Annotated in this window: 10 protein-coding genes; 4 read left to right on the top strand and 6 right to left on the bottom strand. The window is 65.3% G+C overall.

The annotated features are described in order from the left end of the window. Positions 1-9: 9 nt before the first annotated feature. On the bottom strand, positions 10-861 hold the full coding sequence (locus I6J77_RS09405; RefSeq protein ID WP_235577764.1) for a ScpA family protein: 852 nt from the start codon (positions 859-861) through the stop codon (positions 10-12). Positions 862-1863: 1002 nt separating this feature from the next. Here I6J77_RS09405 and I6J77_RS09400 point away from each other — a divergent pair. Next, positions 1864-2226 carry a PilZ domain-containing protein gene (locus I6J77_RS09400; RefSeq protein ID WP_056718406.1) on the top strand — a complete coding sequence of 121 codons (363 nt, stop codon included), beginning with the start codon at positions 1864-1866 and terminating at the stop codon, positions 2224-2226. Positions 2227-2305: 79 nt separating this feature from the next. Here I6J77_RS09400 and I6J77_RS09395 read toward each other — a convergent pair whose 3' ends face one another. Beyond that, positions 2306-3988, bottom strand: coding sequence for a long-chain-fatty-acid--CoA ligase (locus I6J77_RS09395; RefSeq protein ID WP_204108788.1), 1683 nt, complete (start codon positions 3986-3988; stop codon positions 2306-2308). 159 nt (positions 3989-4147) lie between these two features. On the opposite strand from I6J77_RS09395, the gene I6J77_RS09390 reads away from it, so the two are divergent. Continuing rightward, positions 4148-4576, top strand: coding sequence for a hypothetical protein (locus I6J77_RS09390; protein ID WP_204108787.1), 429 nt, complete (start codon positions 4148-4150; stop codon positions 4574-4576). Between the two features lie 76 nt (positions 4577-4652). On the opposite strand, the gene acnA is transcribed toward I6J77_RS09390, so the two are convergent. Then, the gene (gene acnA, locus I6J77_RS09385) at positions 4653-7406 is read right to left on the bottom strand and encodes an aconitate hydratase AcnA (RefSeq protein WP_204108786.1); all 2754 of its coding nucleotides are present in this window, start codon (positions 7404-7406) and stop codon (positions 4653-4655) included. A gap of 263 nt (positions 7407-7669) precedes the next feature. On the opposite strand from acnA, the gene I6J77_RS09380 reads away from it, so the two are divergent. After that, the gene (locus tag I6J77_RS09380; RefSeq protein ID WP_204108785.1) at positions 7670-8605 is read left to right on the top strand and encodes a LysR family transcriptional regulator; all 936 of its coding nucleotides are present in this window, start codon (positions 7670-7672) and stop codon (positions 8603-8605) included. 75 nt (positions 8606-8680) lie between these two features. On the opposite strand, the gene typA is transcribed toward I6J77_RS09380, so the two are convergent. The 3 genes from typA to I6J77_RS09365 form a co-directional block, all read right to left on the bottom strand. After that, a complete protein-coding gene (typA, locus tag I6J77_RS09375; RefSeq protein ID WP_007809051.1) occupies positions 8681-10507 on the bottom strand; it encodes a translational GTPase TypA in 1827 nt (608 codons plus the stop codon). A 170-nt stretch (positions 10508-10677) separates the two neighbouring features. Continuing rightward, entirely contained in the window at positions 10678-11376 is a 699-nt protein-coding gene (locus tag I6J77_RS09370) for a lipase (RefSeq protein WP_204108784.1), read from the bottom strand. A gap of 141 nt (positions 11377-11517) precedes the next feature. Further along, complete coding sequence (locus I6J77_RS09365) at positions 11518-12915, bottom strand: GntP family permease (protein WP_204108783.1); 1398 nt, start codon at positions 12913-12915, stop codon at positions 11518-11520. Between the two features lie 163 nt (positions 12916-13078). Here I6J77_RS09365 and I6J77_RS09360 point away from each other — a divergent pair, with 163 nt between their 5' ends. Further along, positions 13079-15364 (top strand): TonB-dependent receptor, encoded by a 2286-nt coding sequence (locus I6J77_RS09360; RefSeq protein WP_204108782.1) that lies wholly within the window; start codon positions 13079-13081, stop codon positions 15362-15364. The last annotated feature ends 37 nt before the right edge of the window (positions 15365-15401 follow it).

Here is a 15401-nt window from a genome sequence, read left to right as displayed (position 1 = left end):
GGGTGTCGTTCATTCGCCGGATGCCTCGATCACGGCCGGTTCGCCATCTTGTGCCGCATCCAGCGGCAATTCGGCGGCTTCCTCGATGTGGCTCGCTTTCGCCTTCACGTAGATCGGCGCCAGCGGTTCCTCCTGGACGATCTCGACCAGCATCTCCTTGGCCAGCTCCAGCATCGCCAGGAAGGTCACCACGATGCCGAGCCGTCCCTCGCTGATGTCGAACAGGCTCTCGAAGCGGTGGAAGCTGCTGTCGTCGAGCCGGCTCAGCAATTCGCCCATGCGCTGGCGCACGCTGAGCGCCTCGCGCTTGATCGCGTGGTGCCCGAACAGTTCGGCCCGGTGCATCACGTCCTTCAGTGCCAGCAACAGCTCGGTCAGCTCCAGTGGCGGCGGCAACTTGATGACGTTGCGCTCACCCACGTCGGCGTGGACCACCACGCTGTCGCGTTCCTGCCGCGGCAGCGCCTCGATGTCCTCGGCGGCCCGCTTGAATCGTTCGTACTCCTGCAATCGTCGTACCAGTTCGGCACGGGGGTCCTCTTCCAGCCCTTCCTCGGTCGGCGGTCGCGGCAGCAGCAGCCGCGACTTGATCTCGGCCAGGATCGCGGCCATCAGCAGGTATTCGGCGGCCAGTTCCAGCCGCATGACATCGCGCATCAGCTCGATGTAACTCATGTACTGCCGGGTGATCTCGGCAACCGGGATGTCCAGGATGTCCAGGTTCTGCCGGCGGATCAGGTACAGCAGCAGGTCCAGCGGACCCTCGAACGACTCCAGGATGACTTCCAGTGCATCCGGCGGGATGTACAGATCCTGCGGCATCTGCAGCATCGGTTCGCCGCGCACGATGGCCAGCGGCATTTCCTGCTGCTGCGGCACCGACGCGAAGGCGTCCTGCGTTGCAGGTACCGGACTCTGCGGCTCGACGACGGGCTCAGTGCTCATCAATGCATGTCATGGGGCCGCTTTCGGCGGCTGGCAGTGCGTTCTACGGGATCGGAGTCATTCACATGCCGTCACGGCATGCGGATGTCCGTACTCGGAACACGGCGGTAAGGCGGCATTCCCGGGTGCTGCGTTCGTCAAAATCATACAAATCGAGGCGTGGCGTACGCACTCGTCACGACGGGCATGATGAAGCCACGCGTTCGTGGTTCGGTCAGGCAGGTCGCCAGCGACCAATCGCGCCAACTGCGGGTTGTCAGCCACGGCAGGTGCGCCTAGCCGATGACGGCGGAATCACATCGCGCCAGTTCACCGGTCGGGTCGAAAGCCATCGAATGGAAGCCAAGGTGCGCCGCTGTCGCTCGGCGAGCAGTTTCCGTGGTGCCATGCGTGGGCCAAGAGTAGCGGCTGGCCGGCTTCAAGTCCAGCGCAGGCAGACATGACTGATGGAACGAGGAAGGCCGGACTGCAAGGTGGCAGCTTCGCATCACGGCCGCAGGCAGGCACAATATCCGGATTGTGCCTTCGAAGTGGGTTGTACGGGAAGGCGAGGGCGCCATGTGACCTAATGCGTCGACTTGCGGTCAGCTTGCGTCAGGGCTGATGCCCTCGCCGGCAGGTGGCGGAAGGCGCGACCGGGGATGCCCGGGCGCGGTGCAGCGGAAGAACGCCGTGCGGTGGCGTTGGCTCGCCGGTCTGCGCCGTTTTTCCCCGTGCACCAGGGCTGCCGGCGGTGGTTGGATCAACCGGGGGATGGACTGGCACGTTGGTTGCTTTCCAACAGCTCGACTGGTGCAATCGCTGGGCGGTTGCATCGTCCCACAGGAAGCGACAAGACGATTTCAGGAAGAAGGTGAAACAGCGTTTGCGGAAAACAAGAGCAACAGCAGGCGCAAGCACAAACGGATGGTGGAGTTGATGGTGACCGACAAGAATGGACAGGGCGGACCGGAGCAGTTGCGTCCGGCGCGCATGCAGATCGAGACGACGGTGCTGATGAGTCGTCATGGCGAGTCGCACCCGACCGAACTGGTGGACATATCGGCGACCGGCGCCTTGCTGCGGCGCCCGCTTGGGTGGTCGGGAGACGTGGGCCAGAGCTGGGTGCTCGACATGATCTTCGGTCACAACCTGCACATTCACCTGGAGGCTGCGGTCGCCCGCATTTCCGACCATCACATCGGTTTTTCCTACAGCCGCATTCCCGAGGACAAGCAGGTCCCGCTGTGGAACCTGCTGGGCGGCTACGCCGACATCCTCGAATACTGGAAGGACGGCTGAGCCGCGCCGCATCCCACACATGGCGCAAACGACAACGCCCGCCTGATCCAGGCGGGCGTTTCTGTTCGCGAAGCAGGAATCAGGCGGCGGGTTTCTTCTCGTCGCGCAATTCGCGGCGGAGAATCTTGCCCACGTTGCTCTTGGGCAATTCGGTGCGGAATTCGATCTGGCGCGGCCGCTTGTAGCCGGTGAGGCGGTCGTGGCAGAACTGCTTGAGCGCTTCCTCGGTCAATTGCGGGTCCTTGCGCACCACGAACAGTTTCACCACTTCGCCCGAATGTTCATCGGGAACCCCGACGGCGGCGACCTCGAGCACGCCCGGGTGCTCCATCACCACGTCCTCGACCTCGTTCGGGTACACGTTGAAGCCGGACACCAGGATCATGTCCTTCTTGCGGTCGACGATGTAGAAGTAGCCGTGCTCGTCCATCCTGGCGATGTCGCCGGTGTGCAGCCAGCCATCCGCACCAAGCACGTTGGCCGTCTCTTCCGGGCGCTGCCAGTAGCCCTTCATCACCTGCGGACCGCGCACCATCAGTTCACCGACTTCGCCGGCGGGCAGCGGCTGGCCTTCCTCGGACCAGATGGCGACATCGGTCGACGGCACGGGCAGGCCGATCGAGCCGTTGTATTGCTTCAGGTCCAGCGGGTTGATGCAGACCGCCGGCGAGGTCTCGGTCAGGCCATAAGCCTCGGCCAGGGTGCAGCCGGTGGTCTTCTTCCAGCGTTCGGCCACGGCACGTTGCACGGCCATGCCGCCGCCGAGGGTGAGGTGCAGCTTCGAGAAATCCAGCTCGGCGAAGCCGGGCGTGTTGAGCAGGCCATTGAACAGCGTGTTGACGCCGGTCAACGCGGTGAAACCGGACTTGCGAAGTTCCTTCACGAATCCCGGCATGTCACGCGGATTGGTGATCAGCCAGTTCAATCCGCCAAGGCGCATGAAGACTAGGCCGTTCGCGGTCAGCGAGAAGATGTGATACAGCGGCAGTGCGGTGATGATCACCTCTTCGCCGGGCTTGGCGCTGCCGCCGATCCATTCGCTGGCCTGCAGCATGTTCGCGATCATGTTGCCGTGGGTCAGCATGGCACCCTTGGCCACGCCGGTGGTCCCGCCGGTGTACTGCAGGAACGCGATGTCGCCGTGCTCCAGCGTGACGCTCTGCAACGGGTGCGCCGCGCCGCGAGCCAGGGCATCGCGGAAGCGCACGGCCTGCGGCAGATCGTAGGCCGGCACCATCTTCTTCACGTGCTTCAGCACGAAGTTGATCAGCGCACCCTTGGGGAAGCCGAGCAGGTCGCCGATGCCGGTGGTGATGACATGCTGCACGCCGGTTTCCGCCACCACCTGCTGCAGGGTGTGGGCGAAGTTGTCCAGCACCAGGATGGCCTTCGCGCCGGAGTCCACCAGCTGGTGTTTCAGTTCCCGGGCGGTGTACATCGGATTGGTGTTGACCACGATCAGGCCCGCGCGCAAGGCGCCGAACAGGGCGATCGGATACTGCAGCACGTTGGGCATCATGATGGCGATGCGATCGCCCTTGCCCAGCTTGAGCACGCCGGTGAGGTAACCGGCGAACTGGCGACTCATCGCATCGATCTGGCCATAGCTGAGCTGGCGGCCGAAGCTGGCGAACGCCGGGCGATCGCTGAAGGCGGCGAAGGCCTCTTCCAGCACCGCAGGAACCGAAGCGTACTGACTGACGTCGATCTGCCCGGACACGCCGGCTGGATACTGCTCCAGCCACGGACGCTCATTGCTCATGCTTGGAATTCCCTGTTGGTCGAGGACGACGGATCAGATGATGGAATCAGGATCGGCTTTGCATCCATCATGGATCATGCGTCAGGTGATTTGAGCATACGCCCGCGTACAGCGGCAAGCCGCACTGCAACGAGTAGCCCGATGATGATGACGAAAAACATGCTTTGCCGATGGCTTGCCTGCGTGGTGTTCGCGCTGACCCTGGTGGCCTGTCGACACGACTCCGACGAGGCGCGGGTGAGGGCGGCGATTGCGGCCGTCGCCCATGCGGCGGAGGCGGGTTCCGCCAGCGATCTCGGCGAGCCGATCAGCGAGGACTTCGAAGGCAATGACGGTGCACTGGACCGGCGCAGCCTGACGTCGATGGTTCGCCTGCTGGCGCTGCGCGGGGAGCACATCGGCGTGACCATGGGGCCGGTCTCGATCGAGCGGCGTGGCGAGCGCATGGTGGCCACGTTCACGGTCACCCTGACCAGTGGCGGCAAGTTGCTGCCGGACCAGATGGGCCTGTACCAGGTCGAATCGGCATGGCGCCAGGAAGAGGGCGAATGGCGTTGCTACACGGCAAGCTGGAAGCATGCGCTCTGAGATCTTTCGGTGAGCTGATGCAAGACCGCCCCGGTATCCGGGGCGGTCTTGCTGTTGCAGAAAGTCACGCCTGGACTCAGGCGGCCTTCTTGCCCGCCAGCTGACGCAGCACGTACTGCAGGATGCCGCCGTGACGGAAGAAGTCACGCTCCTTCGGGGTCAGCAGCATCACGTGCACGCTGAACTGCTTCTTGCTGCCGTCGGCGGCGGTAGCCACTACCGTGGCCTCGCGGGCATTGCCGTTGTCCAGACCGGTGATGTCGAAACTTTCGTTGCCGGTCAGGCCCAGCGACTTGGCGCTTTCGCCATCCTTGAACTGCAGCGGCAGCACGCCCATGCCGACCAGGTTGGAGCGGTGGATGCGCTCGAAGCTTTCGGTGATCACGGCCTTCACGCCCAGCAGCAAGGTGCCCTTGGCCGCCCAGTCACGCGATGAACCGGTGCCGTATTCCTTGCCGGCGATGACCACCAGCGGAGTGCCCGCTTCCTTGTACTTCATCGCCGCGTCGTAGATCGCCAGCTGTTCGCCGCTGGGGACATGGCGGGTGAAGCCGCCTTCGACGCCATCCAGCATCTGGTTCTTGATGCGGATGTTGGCAAACGTGCCGCGCACCATCACGTCGTCGTTGCCGCGACGCGAGCCGTAGGAGTTGAAGTCGATCGGCTGCACGCCACGCGAGATCAGGAAGCGGCCGGCAGGCGAATCCTTCTTGATCGAACCGGCCGGCGAGATGTGGTCGGTGGTGATCGAGTCGGCGAACAGGCCCAGGCAACGCGCGGCGTGGATGTCCTCGACCTTGCCCACTTCCATGGTCATGCCGTCGAAGTAGGGCGGGTTCTTGATGTAGGTGGACGCTTCGTCCCACGCGTACAGCGCACCGTCCGGCGAAGCGATCGCGCTCCAGCGCTCGTCGCCCTTGAACACGTCGGCGTAGTTCTTCTTGAACATGTCCGAGGTGACCGCGCTGGCCAGCAGATCGCTGATTTCCTGGTTGCTCGGCCACACGTCCTTGAGGAACACGTCCTTGCCATCCGAACCCTGGCCCAGCGGTTCGGTGGTGAGGTTGATGTCGAGCGAGCCGGCCAGCGCGTAGGCGACCACCAGCGGCGGCGAGGCCAGGTAGTTCATTTTCACTTCGGCGTGCACGCGGCCTTCGAAGTTGCGGTTGCCGGAGATCACGGCGCCCACGGTGAGGTCGCCGGTGCTGATCGCCTTGCTGATTTCCTGCGGCAGCGGGCCGGAGTTGCCGATGCACGTCGTGCAGCCGTAGCCGACCAGGTAGAAGCCGGTCTTTTCCAGCTCGGTCAGCAGGCCGGTCTTTTCCAGATAGTCGGTGACGACCTTGGAGCCGGGTGCCAGCGAGGTCTTCACCCACGGCTTGGCCTTAAGGCCACGCGCGGCGGCCTTCTTGGCGACCAGGCCGGCAGCCAGCATCACGGCCGGGTTGGAGGTATTGGTGCACGAGGTGATCGCGGCGATCACCACCGAACCGTCACCGACCTTGAAGCTTTCGCCGTTCATCTCGACCCGCACCAGACCGTCGGTGATCGCGTTGCTCGGGTTGCCGATGGCGGTGGCACCGCCTTCGTTGGCGAAGTCCTCCGCGGCGCCATTCTTCGGCGTGCGATGGAGGGTGGTGGCGCCCAGGTTGGCGTTGTAGTTCTGCTTGACGTCGGACAGCAACACGCGATCCTGCGGGCGCTTCGGGCCGGCCATCGACGGCTTGACGTCGGCCAGGTCCAGCTCCAGCGTGACGGTGAATTCGGCGTGCGGGCTGTTCTCGTCGTGCCACAGGCCCTGGGCCTTGGCGTAGGCCTCGACCAACGCGACCTGCTCGTCGCTGCGGCCGGACAGGCGCAGGTAGCGCAGCGATTCCGCGTCGACCGGGAAGATGCCGCAGGTGGCGCCGTATTCCGGCGCCATGTTGCCGATGGTGGCGCGATCAGCCAGTGCCAGGTGCTGCAGGCCCGGGCCGAAGAACTCGACGAACTTGCCGACCACGCCCTGCTTGCGCAGCATCTGCGTCACGGTCAGCACCAGATCGGTGGCGGTGGCGCCTTCGGGCAGGCGACCGGACAGCTTGAAGCCGACCACCTGCGGAATCAGCATGGAGGAGGGCTGGCCCAGCATCGCGGCTTCGGCCTCAATGCCGCCCACGCCCCAGCCCAGCACACCCAGGCCGTTGACCATGGTGGTGTGCGAGTCGGTGCCGAACACGGTGTCCGGGTAGGCCCACTGCTGGCCGTCGACTTCATTGGCCATCACCACGCGGGCCAGGTGCTCCAGGTTCACCTGGTGCACGATGCCGGTGCGTGGCGGCACCACCTTGAAGTCGGCCAGCGCTTTCTGGCCCCAGCGCAGGAAGCTGTAGCGGGCCTGGTTGCGCTCGAATTCGATCGCGACGTTCTTTTCCAGCGCGTCCTCGCTGCCGAACACGTCGACCTGCACCGAGTGGTCGATGACCAGCTCGGCCGGCGACAGCGGGTTGATCAGGGTCGGGTCGCCGCCCAGCGCCTTCATCGCGTCGCGCATCGCCGCCAAGTCGACCACGCACGGCACGCCGGTGAAGTCCTGCAGCAGCACGCGCGCCGGCATGAAGGAGATTTCGGTATCCGGCTCCTTTTTCGCGTCCCAGTTGGCGACCGCTTCGATTTCCTTCGAGGTCACGTCCACGCCATCCTCGTGGCGCAGCAGGTTTTCCAGCAGGATCTTCATCGAGTACGGCAGCCGCTTCAGGTCGAAGCGCTGGCCGAGCTTGGCCAGGCTGGCAAAGGCGTACTGCTTGCCGTTGACCTCGAGGATGTCGCGTGCGGAAAAGGTATCTTTCATGGGGAAGCTCCTGGCTGAATCCTGCGGCTGGGATGACTGAACGACGCCGGACGGCGCGTGGGGTCCAGCAGTCCGGTAAAAAACGCAATTATCGCGCAAACCCCGCATCTCCGCGAACCGGACAAGCGACCTGGACGGGATGACATGGCCGGTCTGACGCCTTTTGGCTCATGCCGCCAAGTACACTGCGCGAACGGCGCGTGGCCGCACTTCACCGCACAGGATGGCCTCGATGATCACCGCAAGCAAACGCCTTTGATGACATGCAGCATTCGATGATTTCGATGGGCCTGGCGGCCGTCTCGCTGCGCGACCTCGCGCTGGTGCAGGCGGTGCATCGCCACGGCAGTTTCAACAGCGCGGCGCGGGCGATGCACATCAGTCCGTCCGGGTTGTCGCACCAGGTGCAGAAGGTGGAGCAGGCGCTGGGTGCGCCGCTGTTCGAGCGCGGCGGGCGGAAGATCGTGCCGACCGCCGGCGGCCAGCGGCTGCTGCAGCAGATCGACGCGGTGCTGGCTGCGGCCGAGCACCTGCAGCAGGTCGCCCGCGCCGGCGAAGTCGCCTTCGGCGGCGAGCTGAGGCTGGGCGTGCCGGCCTCGCTGGGGCCGTACCTGCTGCCGCACCTGATCGCGCCGTTCCCGCAGCATTTTCCCGGTGCGCGGCTGGGCATCTCCGAAGGCAAGCCGCGCGGCCTGCTGCGCCGCCTGAGCGAAGGCGAACTCGATGCGGTGCTGGCGCCGCCGACCACGACGGTCAGCGGCATCGCATCACGCCCGCTGTTCTTCGAACCGTGGGAACTGATGCTGCGCGCCGACCACCCGCTGGCCGGGCAGCAGGACATCGCGATGACCCAGCTCGACCCGGCCGAGGCCACGCTGATGGCCGAGAGCCACGCCGACGGGCTGCATTGCGAAGGCGGCGAGCACGGTCACGTGCAGGACGTCAGCCTGGAAAGCCTGGCCGCCCTGGTCAGCCTGCGTGGTGGTTATGCGCTGGTGCCGGCGCTGGCCCGCGAACGATTGGCCTCGATGCCGAACATCGCGCTGGCGACCTTGAAAGGCCCCGCGAGCGGCCGCGAGATCGCCCTGTACTGGCGCGACGCCTCGCCCTGGCACGACGACCTGCAGGCATTCGCCGAATTGCTGCGCAAGCTGGCGCGGCAACGGCCCGGTTTGCGGGTGCGCGGCAGCAAGGCCTGAGGTACTGGTTCCGGCGGGCACGAATGCAGAAGGCCGCCTTGCGGCGGCCTTCCGTTCACTCGGTCACCCGGCAACTCAACCGCGCGAAGCGCGCTTGCGGTCGTTCTCGGTGAGGTGCTTCTTGCGCAGGCGGATTTCCTTCGGGGTGATCTCGACCAGCTCGTCGTCGTCGATGAAGTCCAGTGCCTGTTCCAGGGTGAACTTGATCGCCGGGGTCAGCTGGATCGCGTCGTCCTTGCCGGAGGCGCGCATGTTGGTCAGGGGCTTCGGCTTGATCACGTTGACGGTGAGGTCGTTGTCCTTGGCGTGGATGCCGACCAGCTGGCCTTCGTACACGTTGTCGCCTTCGGCGGCGAACAGCTTGCCGCGATCCTGCAGTGGTCCCAGCGAGTAGGCGGGAGTGGTGCCGCCGGCATTGGCGATCATCACGCCGTTGAGGCGCTTGGCGATCTGGCCGTCTTCCTTCGGACCGTAATGGTCGAACACGTGGAACAGCAGGCCCGAGCCCTGGGTCAGGGTCTTGAACTGGTTCTGGAAGCCGATCAGGCCGCGCGCCGGGATCTCGTAATCCAGGCGCACGCGACCCTTGCCGTCCGGCTCCATGTTCTTCAGCTGGCCCTTGCGCACGCCAAGGCGTTCCATCACGGCGCCCTGGTGGATCTCTTCCACGTCGACCACCAGCTGTTCGATCGGCTCCATCTTCTGGCCGTCGATTTCCTTGATGATGACTTCCGGGCGCGACACGGCCAGCTCATAGCCTTCGCGACGCATGTTCTCGATCAGCACCGACAGGTGCAGTTCGCCGCGGCCGGAGACCAGGAACTTGTCGGCGTCGGAGCCTTCCTCGACCTTCAGCGCCACGTTGTGCACCTGCTCGCGTTCCAGGCGGTCGCGCAGCTGGCGGCTGGTCAGGAACTTGCCGCCGGAGAGGTCCTTGTTGCCGGCGAACGGCGAGTTGTTGACCTGGAAGGTCATCGAGATGGTCGGCTCGTCGACGGTCAGCGCGGGCAGCGCTTCGGGGGTGTCCAGCGCGCAGACGGTGTCGGAGATGGTCAGCTCGGCGATGCCCGAGATGGCCACGATGTCACCGGCCTCGGCGCTGTCCTGCTCGATCCGCTCCAGGCCCAGGAAGCCCAGCACCTGCATCACCTTGCCCTGGCGCTTCTTGCCGTGGCGGTCGACCACGCTGACCGGCATGCCCTTCTTCAGGGTGCCGCGCTGGATGCGGCCGATGCCGATCACGCCCACGAAGCTGCTGTAGTCGAGCTGGCTGATGCGCATCTGGAACGCGCCTTCCGGGTCCACGTCCGGCTTGCTGACGTGCTGCATGATCGCTTCGTACAGCGGGGTCATGTCGCCTTCGCGCACGTTCTCGTCGAGGCTGGCATAGCCGTTGAGGGCCGAGGCGTAGACGATCGGAAAGTCCATCTGCTCCGGCGTGGCGCCCAGCCGATCGAACAGGTCCCAGACCTGTTCCACCACCCACTCGGGGCGCGAACCGGGACGGTCGACCTTGTTGATCACCACGATCGGCTTGAAGCCCATCGCGAACGCCTTCTGCGTCACGAAGCGGGTCTGCGGCATCGGGCCATCCATCGCGTCGACCAGGATCAGCACCGAGTCGACCATCGACAGCACGCGCTCCACCTCGCCGCCGAAGTCCGCATGTCCCGGCGTGTCGACGATGTTGATGCGGTTGCCCTGCCAGGTGATGGCGGTGTTCTTCGCCAGGATGGTGATGCCGCGCTCCTTTTCCTGGTCGTTCGAGTCCATCACGCGCTCGGCCAGCACGGTGCGCTCGTTGAGCGTGCCGGACTGTTTGAGCAGGCAATCGACGAGGGTGGTCTTGCCGTGGTCGACGTGGGCGACGATGGCGATATTGCGCAGATTTTCGATGGACATGGGATCGACTCGGGTGGCGCTTGGAGCCACCACGTGGGTTATCAGAGGGTTAACCCGTCGATTATACGGATTTATGCGACAACTTGCCCGCATTCGTTGAAGGGGGCATTCAGGGGCGCGATGGTCCGCCGTTGCGGGCGGGTGGCCGTGGCCGGCCACCCGCCGGCGCCTCACTCCAGCAGACTCACCTGGTCGGCGGCGGTCAGCCACAGCAGCTGATAGTGGCCGTAGGGATAGTCGAAGCTGTAATCCTCGCCGGGGATCGTCGAGGTATGCACGCCGTAGACGAGGCAACTGCCGTAGCAGTTGATCTCGTCGCCCCACGATTTCATCGAGTACATGTGCGAGCCGAAGCGGTGCCCTGCGATGCCTTGCAGCAGCGGGCTGCCCACGGACAGGCCATACGAGCCGCAGGTGGCGGTGGCCACGTTCCATGGATACATGCCGCACGACCACAGCCCGTGCACCGCGCCGGCGATGCCGATGAACACGTCGACCTTGCCGGACACGCCGAGCCTGTCGATCTCGCGCATCGCCAGGGTCACGCCCATCGAATGGCCGATCACGTCGATATGCCCGCTGCACGAGCCGGCGATGGCGCTGCTGATCGCGTTCCTGACCGGGGTCTCCTCGCTGCCGCTGTGGTCGTTGCAGGCGGCGCAGTAGGCGTTGCCCCAGGCGGGCGCAACGATCTGCGCGTCGCTCCAGCCCTGCTGGCGCAGCCGGTCGTAGGTGTTCTGGAAATCGGCGGGGCTGCCGGTATTGCCGTGTACCAGCACCACGGTGTCATGGCAGGTGGCCCGCGCAGACAGCGCGGGCAGGAACAGCAGCACGGCCAGCAGACCCAGTCCATACGTCTTGATCGACATCGCTCATGTCTCCCTTTGCTTCACGACAGTCCCGCTCGCGCGGAACGGAAGGAGCCACCCCACATGCAGGCAGCCCCGGATCGGTCGGCGTCGGCAACCGGCAACGCCGGTCGGGGGAGGCGACGTCGTTCGGGTGGTGGTCTAGACCACGCCCATGAAGTAGTACGCCGCGATCACCACCAGCACCGCCAGCGTCTTGATCACGGTGATCGCGAAGATGTCCCTGTAGGCCTGCCGATGGGTCAGTCCGGTCACCGCCAGCAGGGTGATCACTGCGCCGTTGTGGGGCAGCGTGTCCATGCCGCCGGAGGCCATCGCGGCGACCCGGTGCAACACTTCCATCGGGATGCCGGCGGCGTTCGCGTTGGCGATGAAGGTATCGGCCATCGCCCCCAGCGCGATGCTCATGCCGCCGGAGGCCGAACCGGTGATGCCGGCCAGCGCGGTGACGGTGACCGCCTCGTTGACCAGCGGGTTCGGGATCGTGTGCAGCGCATCGGCCACCAGCTTGAAGCCGGGCAGGGCGGCGATCACCGCGCCGAAGCCGTATTCGGATGCCGTGTTCATCGAGGCCAGCAAGGCGCCGCCAACCGCCGCCTGGCTGCCCGCGGCCAGCCGCCCCAGCACCGCGCGCCAGGCGAACACCAGCACGCACGCAACGCCGACCAGCAGGGCGCCTTCGACCGCCCAGATCGCGGCGACCTTGGACACGTCCTGCACCACCGGCTTCGCGTTGCCGACCACGCTGGGCAGGAACGACTGGGTTTCGCCATACACGCGCGGAATCAGGTCGGTGAACAGCTTGTTGCACACGCCGACCAGCACCAGCGGCAGCAGGGCGATCAGCGGATGCGGCAACCGCGCAGCCTCGAACGGCTCCGGTTCGTTGAGCAGGTTGTCGCCGTAGCCTTCGCCGGCCGCGGCGGCCTTGCGTCGACGCCAGTCCAGATAGCCCAGGCCCACGATCAGGATGAACACGCCGCCGATCGTTCCCAGCCACGGCGCGGCCCAGGTGTTGGTGCCGAAAAACGAGGTGGGAATGATGTTCTGGATCTGCGGCGTGCCCGGCAGCGAATCCATGGTGAAGGTGAACGCGCCCAACGCGATAGTGCCGGGGATCAGCCGCTTGGGGATGTCCGACTGGCGGAACAGTTCCGCCGCAAACGGGTATACCGCGAACACCACCACGAACAGCGACACGCCACCGTAGGTCAGCAGCGCGCAGACCAGCACGATCGAGAGCATCGCGCGGCTGCGCCCGACCAGGCCGATGGTCGCAGCCACGATCGATTTGGAAAATCCGGACAGTTCGATCAGCTTGCCGAACACCGCACCCAGCATGAACACCGGGAAATACAGCTTGAGGAAGCCGACCATCCTGTCCATGAACAGGCCGGTGAACATCGGCGCGACCAGCGACGGATCGGTCAGCAGCACCGCACCCAGCGCAGCGATCGGCGCGAACAGGATCACGCTGTAGCCGCGGTACGCCGCGAACATCAGGAAGCACAGCGCGGCCAGCACGATCAGGAACGCCATCCGTGAATCTCCCCGTTTCAGCCCTAACGACAGGCGCCGAGTATCCCGAAGCGCTGGCCGTGCGGGCACTGTACGAAGGTACAAGTGTTGCTGCGGCAAGGCCCACCTAAGCTCCCCTCATCAGCATTCGCGCGAGCGATGCATTCACTAGCAAGGGGACGTCATGAAACGCACGCATCTGAGTTCGGCGATCGGTCTGGTTCTGGGCCTGGCCCTGGTGGCGCCACTGCAGGCGCAGCAGGCGAACGAGGATGCCGGCGCGAAAACCACGGCAGCGAAGCAGGCCGACGCCAAGCAGCTGCAGGAAGTGACGGTCAGCGCGCGGCGCCGCGACGAGTCGCTGGAAAAGGTGCCGGTGGCGATCACCGCGTTCAGTGGCGAGGACATGAAGGACCTGCAGGCGAACAGCATCGACGGCCTGCAGGGCGCGGTGCCGAACATGAACATCGTGCAGGGCCGCGGTTCGTCCTCGGCGGTGAACATCTTCATCCGCGGCATCGGCCAGCCCGACGCGCTGCAGACCTTCGACCCGGGCGTGGGCATGTACGTCGACGACGTCTACTACTCGCGCATCCAGGGCGGGCTGATCAACCTGTTCGACGTCGAGCGCGTCGAGGTGCTGCGCGGTCCCCAGGGCACGCTGTACGGCAAGAACTCCACCGGCGGCGCGGTCAAGGTGGTGACGAAGAACCCCGGCGACAGCACCGAAGGTTCGGTCGAGGCCGGCTTCGGCAACTATGGCCGGCGCGAAGGCAAGTTCTACCTCGGCGGCCCGCTCGGCGGCGCGTGGTCGGCCTCGATTGCCGGCGGCGTCACGCAGACCGACGGCTACGTCACCGACCCCTCCACCGGCCACAAGTACAACGACGAGGACACCAAGTCCGTGCGCGGCAAGCTGCGCTATCACCCGTCGGAAAACTTCGATGCGGTATTGAGCCTCGACTACACCAAGCAGGACACCGGGCTCACCCTGGGCCAGCCGGTCTCGTCGCTGACCCGGACCGACCTGGCCTTCGGCACCGTGGTGCTGCTCAAGCCCGATCCCGACCAGAAGTACGACTTCAAGACGCGCACCTCGTTCAGCCCGGACAAGGGGCAGCAGCTTGAACACAAGGGCGCTGCGCTCAGCCTCGACTGGAAGCTGTCCGAGCAGTGGAACCTCAAGAGCATCAGCGCATTCCGCAAGCTCGACAGTAATTCCTACATCGACATCGACGCCTCGCAGTTCGAGCTGGGCGACGTGCTGGTCGACTTCCACCAGAAGCAGGCCAGCCAGGAACTGCAGTTGCAGTACGACAACGGCAGCAACCTGCAGGCGGTCTACGGCTTGTATTACCTGCGCGAGACCGTGCCGTCGCACCAGGAAGCGTACGCCGATGACCTGTTCGCGCTGGCCGGCACCCCGATCACCTTCCTGCGCACCATCGACGACGACCTCACCACCACGACGTACGCCGGCTTCGCCCACGTGAACTGGCAGTTCGTGCCCAGCTGGACGCTGGCCGCCGGCGTGCGTTACAGCAGCGACCACAAGGACTACGACCGCACCACCAGCACGTTCTGGGGCCAGCCGTTCACCGCGATCAACGAGACCGTGGCCTTCACCGGCGACAAGCGCTGGAACGCGTGGACGCCCACGATCAGCCTGCAAAAGCAGTTCAACCCGCAGACCATGGGTTATGTTTCCGCCAGCCGCGGTTTCAAGTCCGGCGGCTTCAACGGCCGCGCCAACTCCGCCGCGGAAACGCGCACCGCCGAGTACAACCCCGAGTACGTGTGGACCTACGAACTGGGCCTGAAATGGCGCTCGGCCGACAACAAGCTGCAGGCCAACCTGGCCGCGTTCCACAGTGACTACACCGACTTCCAGGCCCGCGTGTCCGAAGTGCAGAACCCCGGCTCGATCACGCCGACGTTCGCCTTCCCGGTGATCAACGCGGCCAAGCTGAAGATGGACGGCTTCGAGTTCGAGGGCGCCGCCGTGTTCGACGACGGCACCCGGCTGTCGGCCCAGGTCGGCTATCTGGACGCCCGCTACGCCAAGTTCGTCGACCATCGCCTGGACCCCAGCGACCCGCTGTACAACCCCAGTCTGCATGACCACGTGCCGTTCTCGCCGACCTGGACCTCGCGCGTCGCGGCCACCCATGTGTTCAATCTGGGCAGCGGCAGCGCCATCACCATCGGCGCCGATTGGTCGTACCGCAGCGAGACCTGGCTGAGCGTGGACAACTACGACGCCTTGAGCCAGAAGGCGTACTCGGTCACCGGCCTGTTCGGCATCTATGACTCGGCCGACGGCCACTGGCAGTTCCGCACCGGCGTGCGCAACCTGGGCGACAAGGTTTACAAGACCGACGGACAGGAGTTCTCCAGCGTGGGCAACATCCGCACCGCTTACTACGGCATGCCGCGCAACTGGTACGCCAACGTGCGCTATAACTTCTGACGAGGCCGTCCCGCGGGGCGGGTGGTGCCCGCCCCGC

The sequence above is a fragment of the Rhodanobacter sp. FDAARGOS 1247 genome, from assembly GCF_016889805.1.
Lineage (GTDB): Bacteria > Pseudomonadota > Gammaproteobacteria > Xanthomonadales > Rhodanobacteraceae > Rhodanobacter.
The sequence above is the reverse complement of the archived record's forward strand: the minus strand, read 5'-3'. Positions and strand labels throughout refer to the sequence as shown.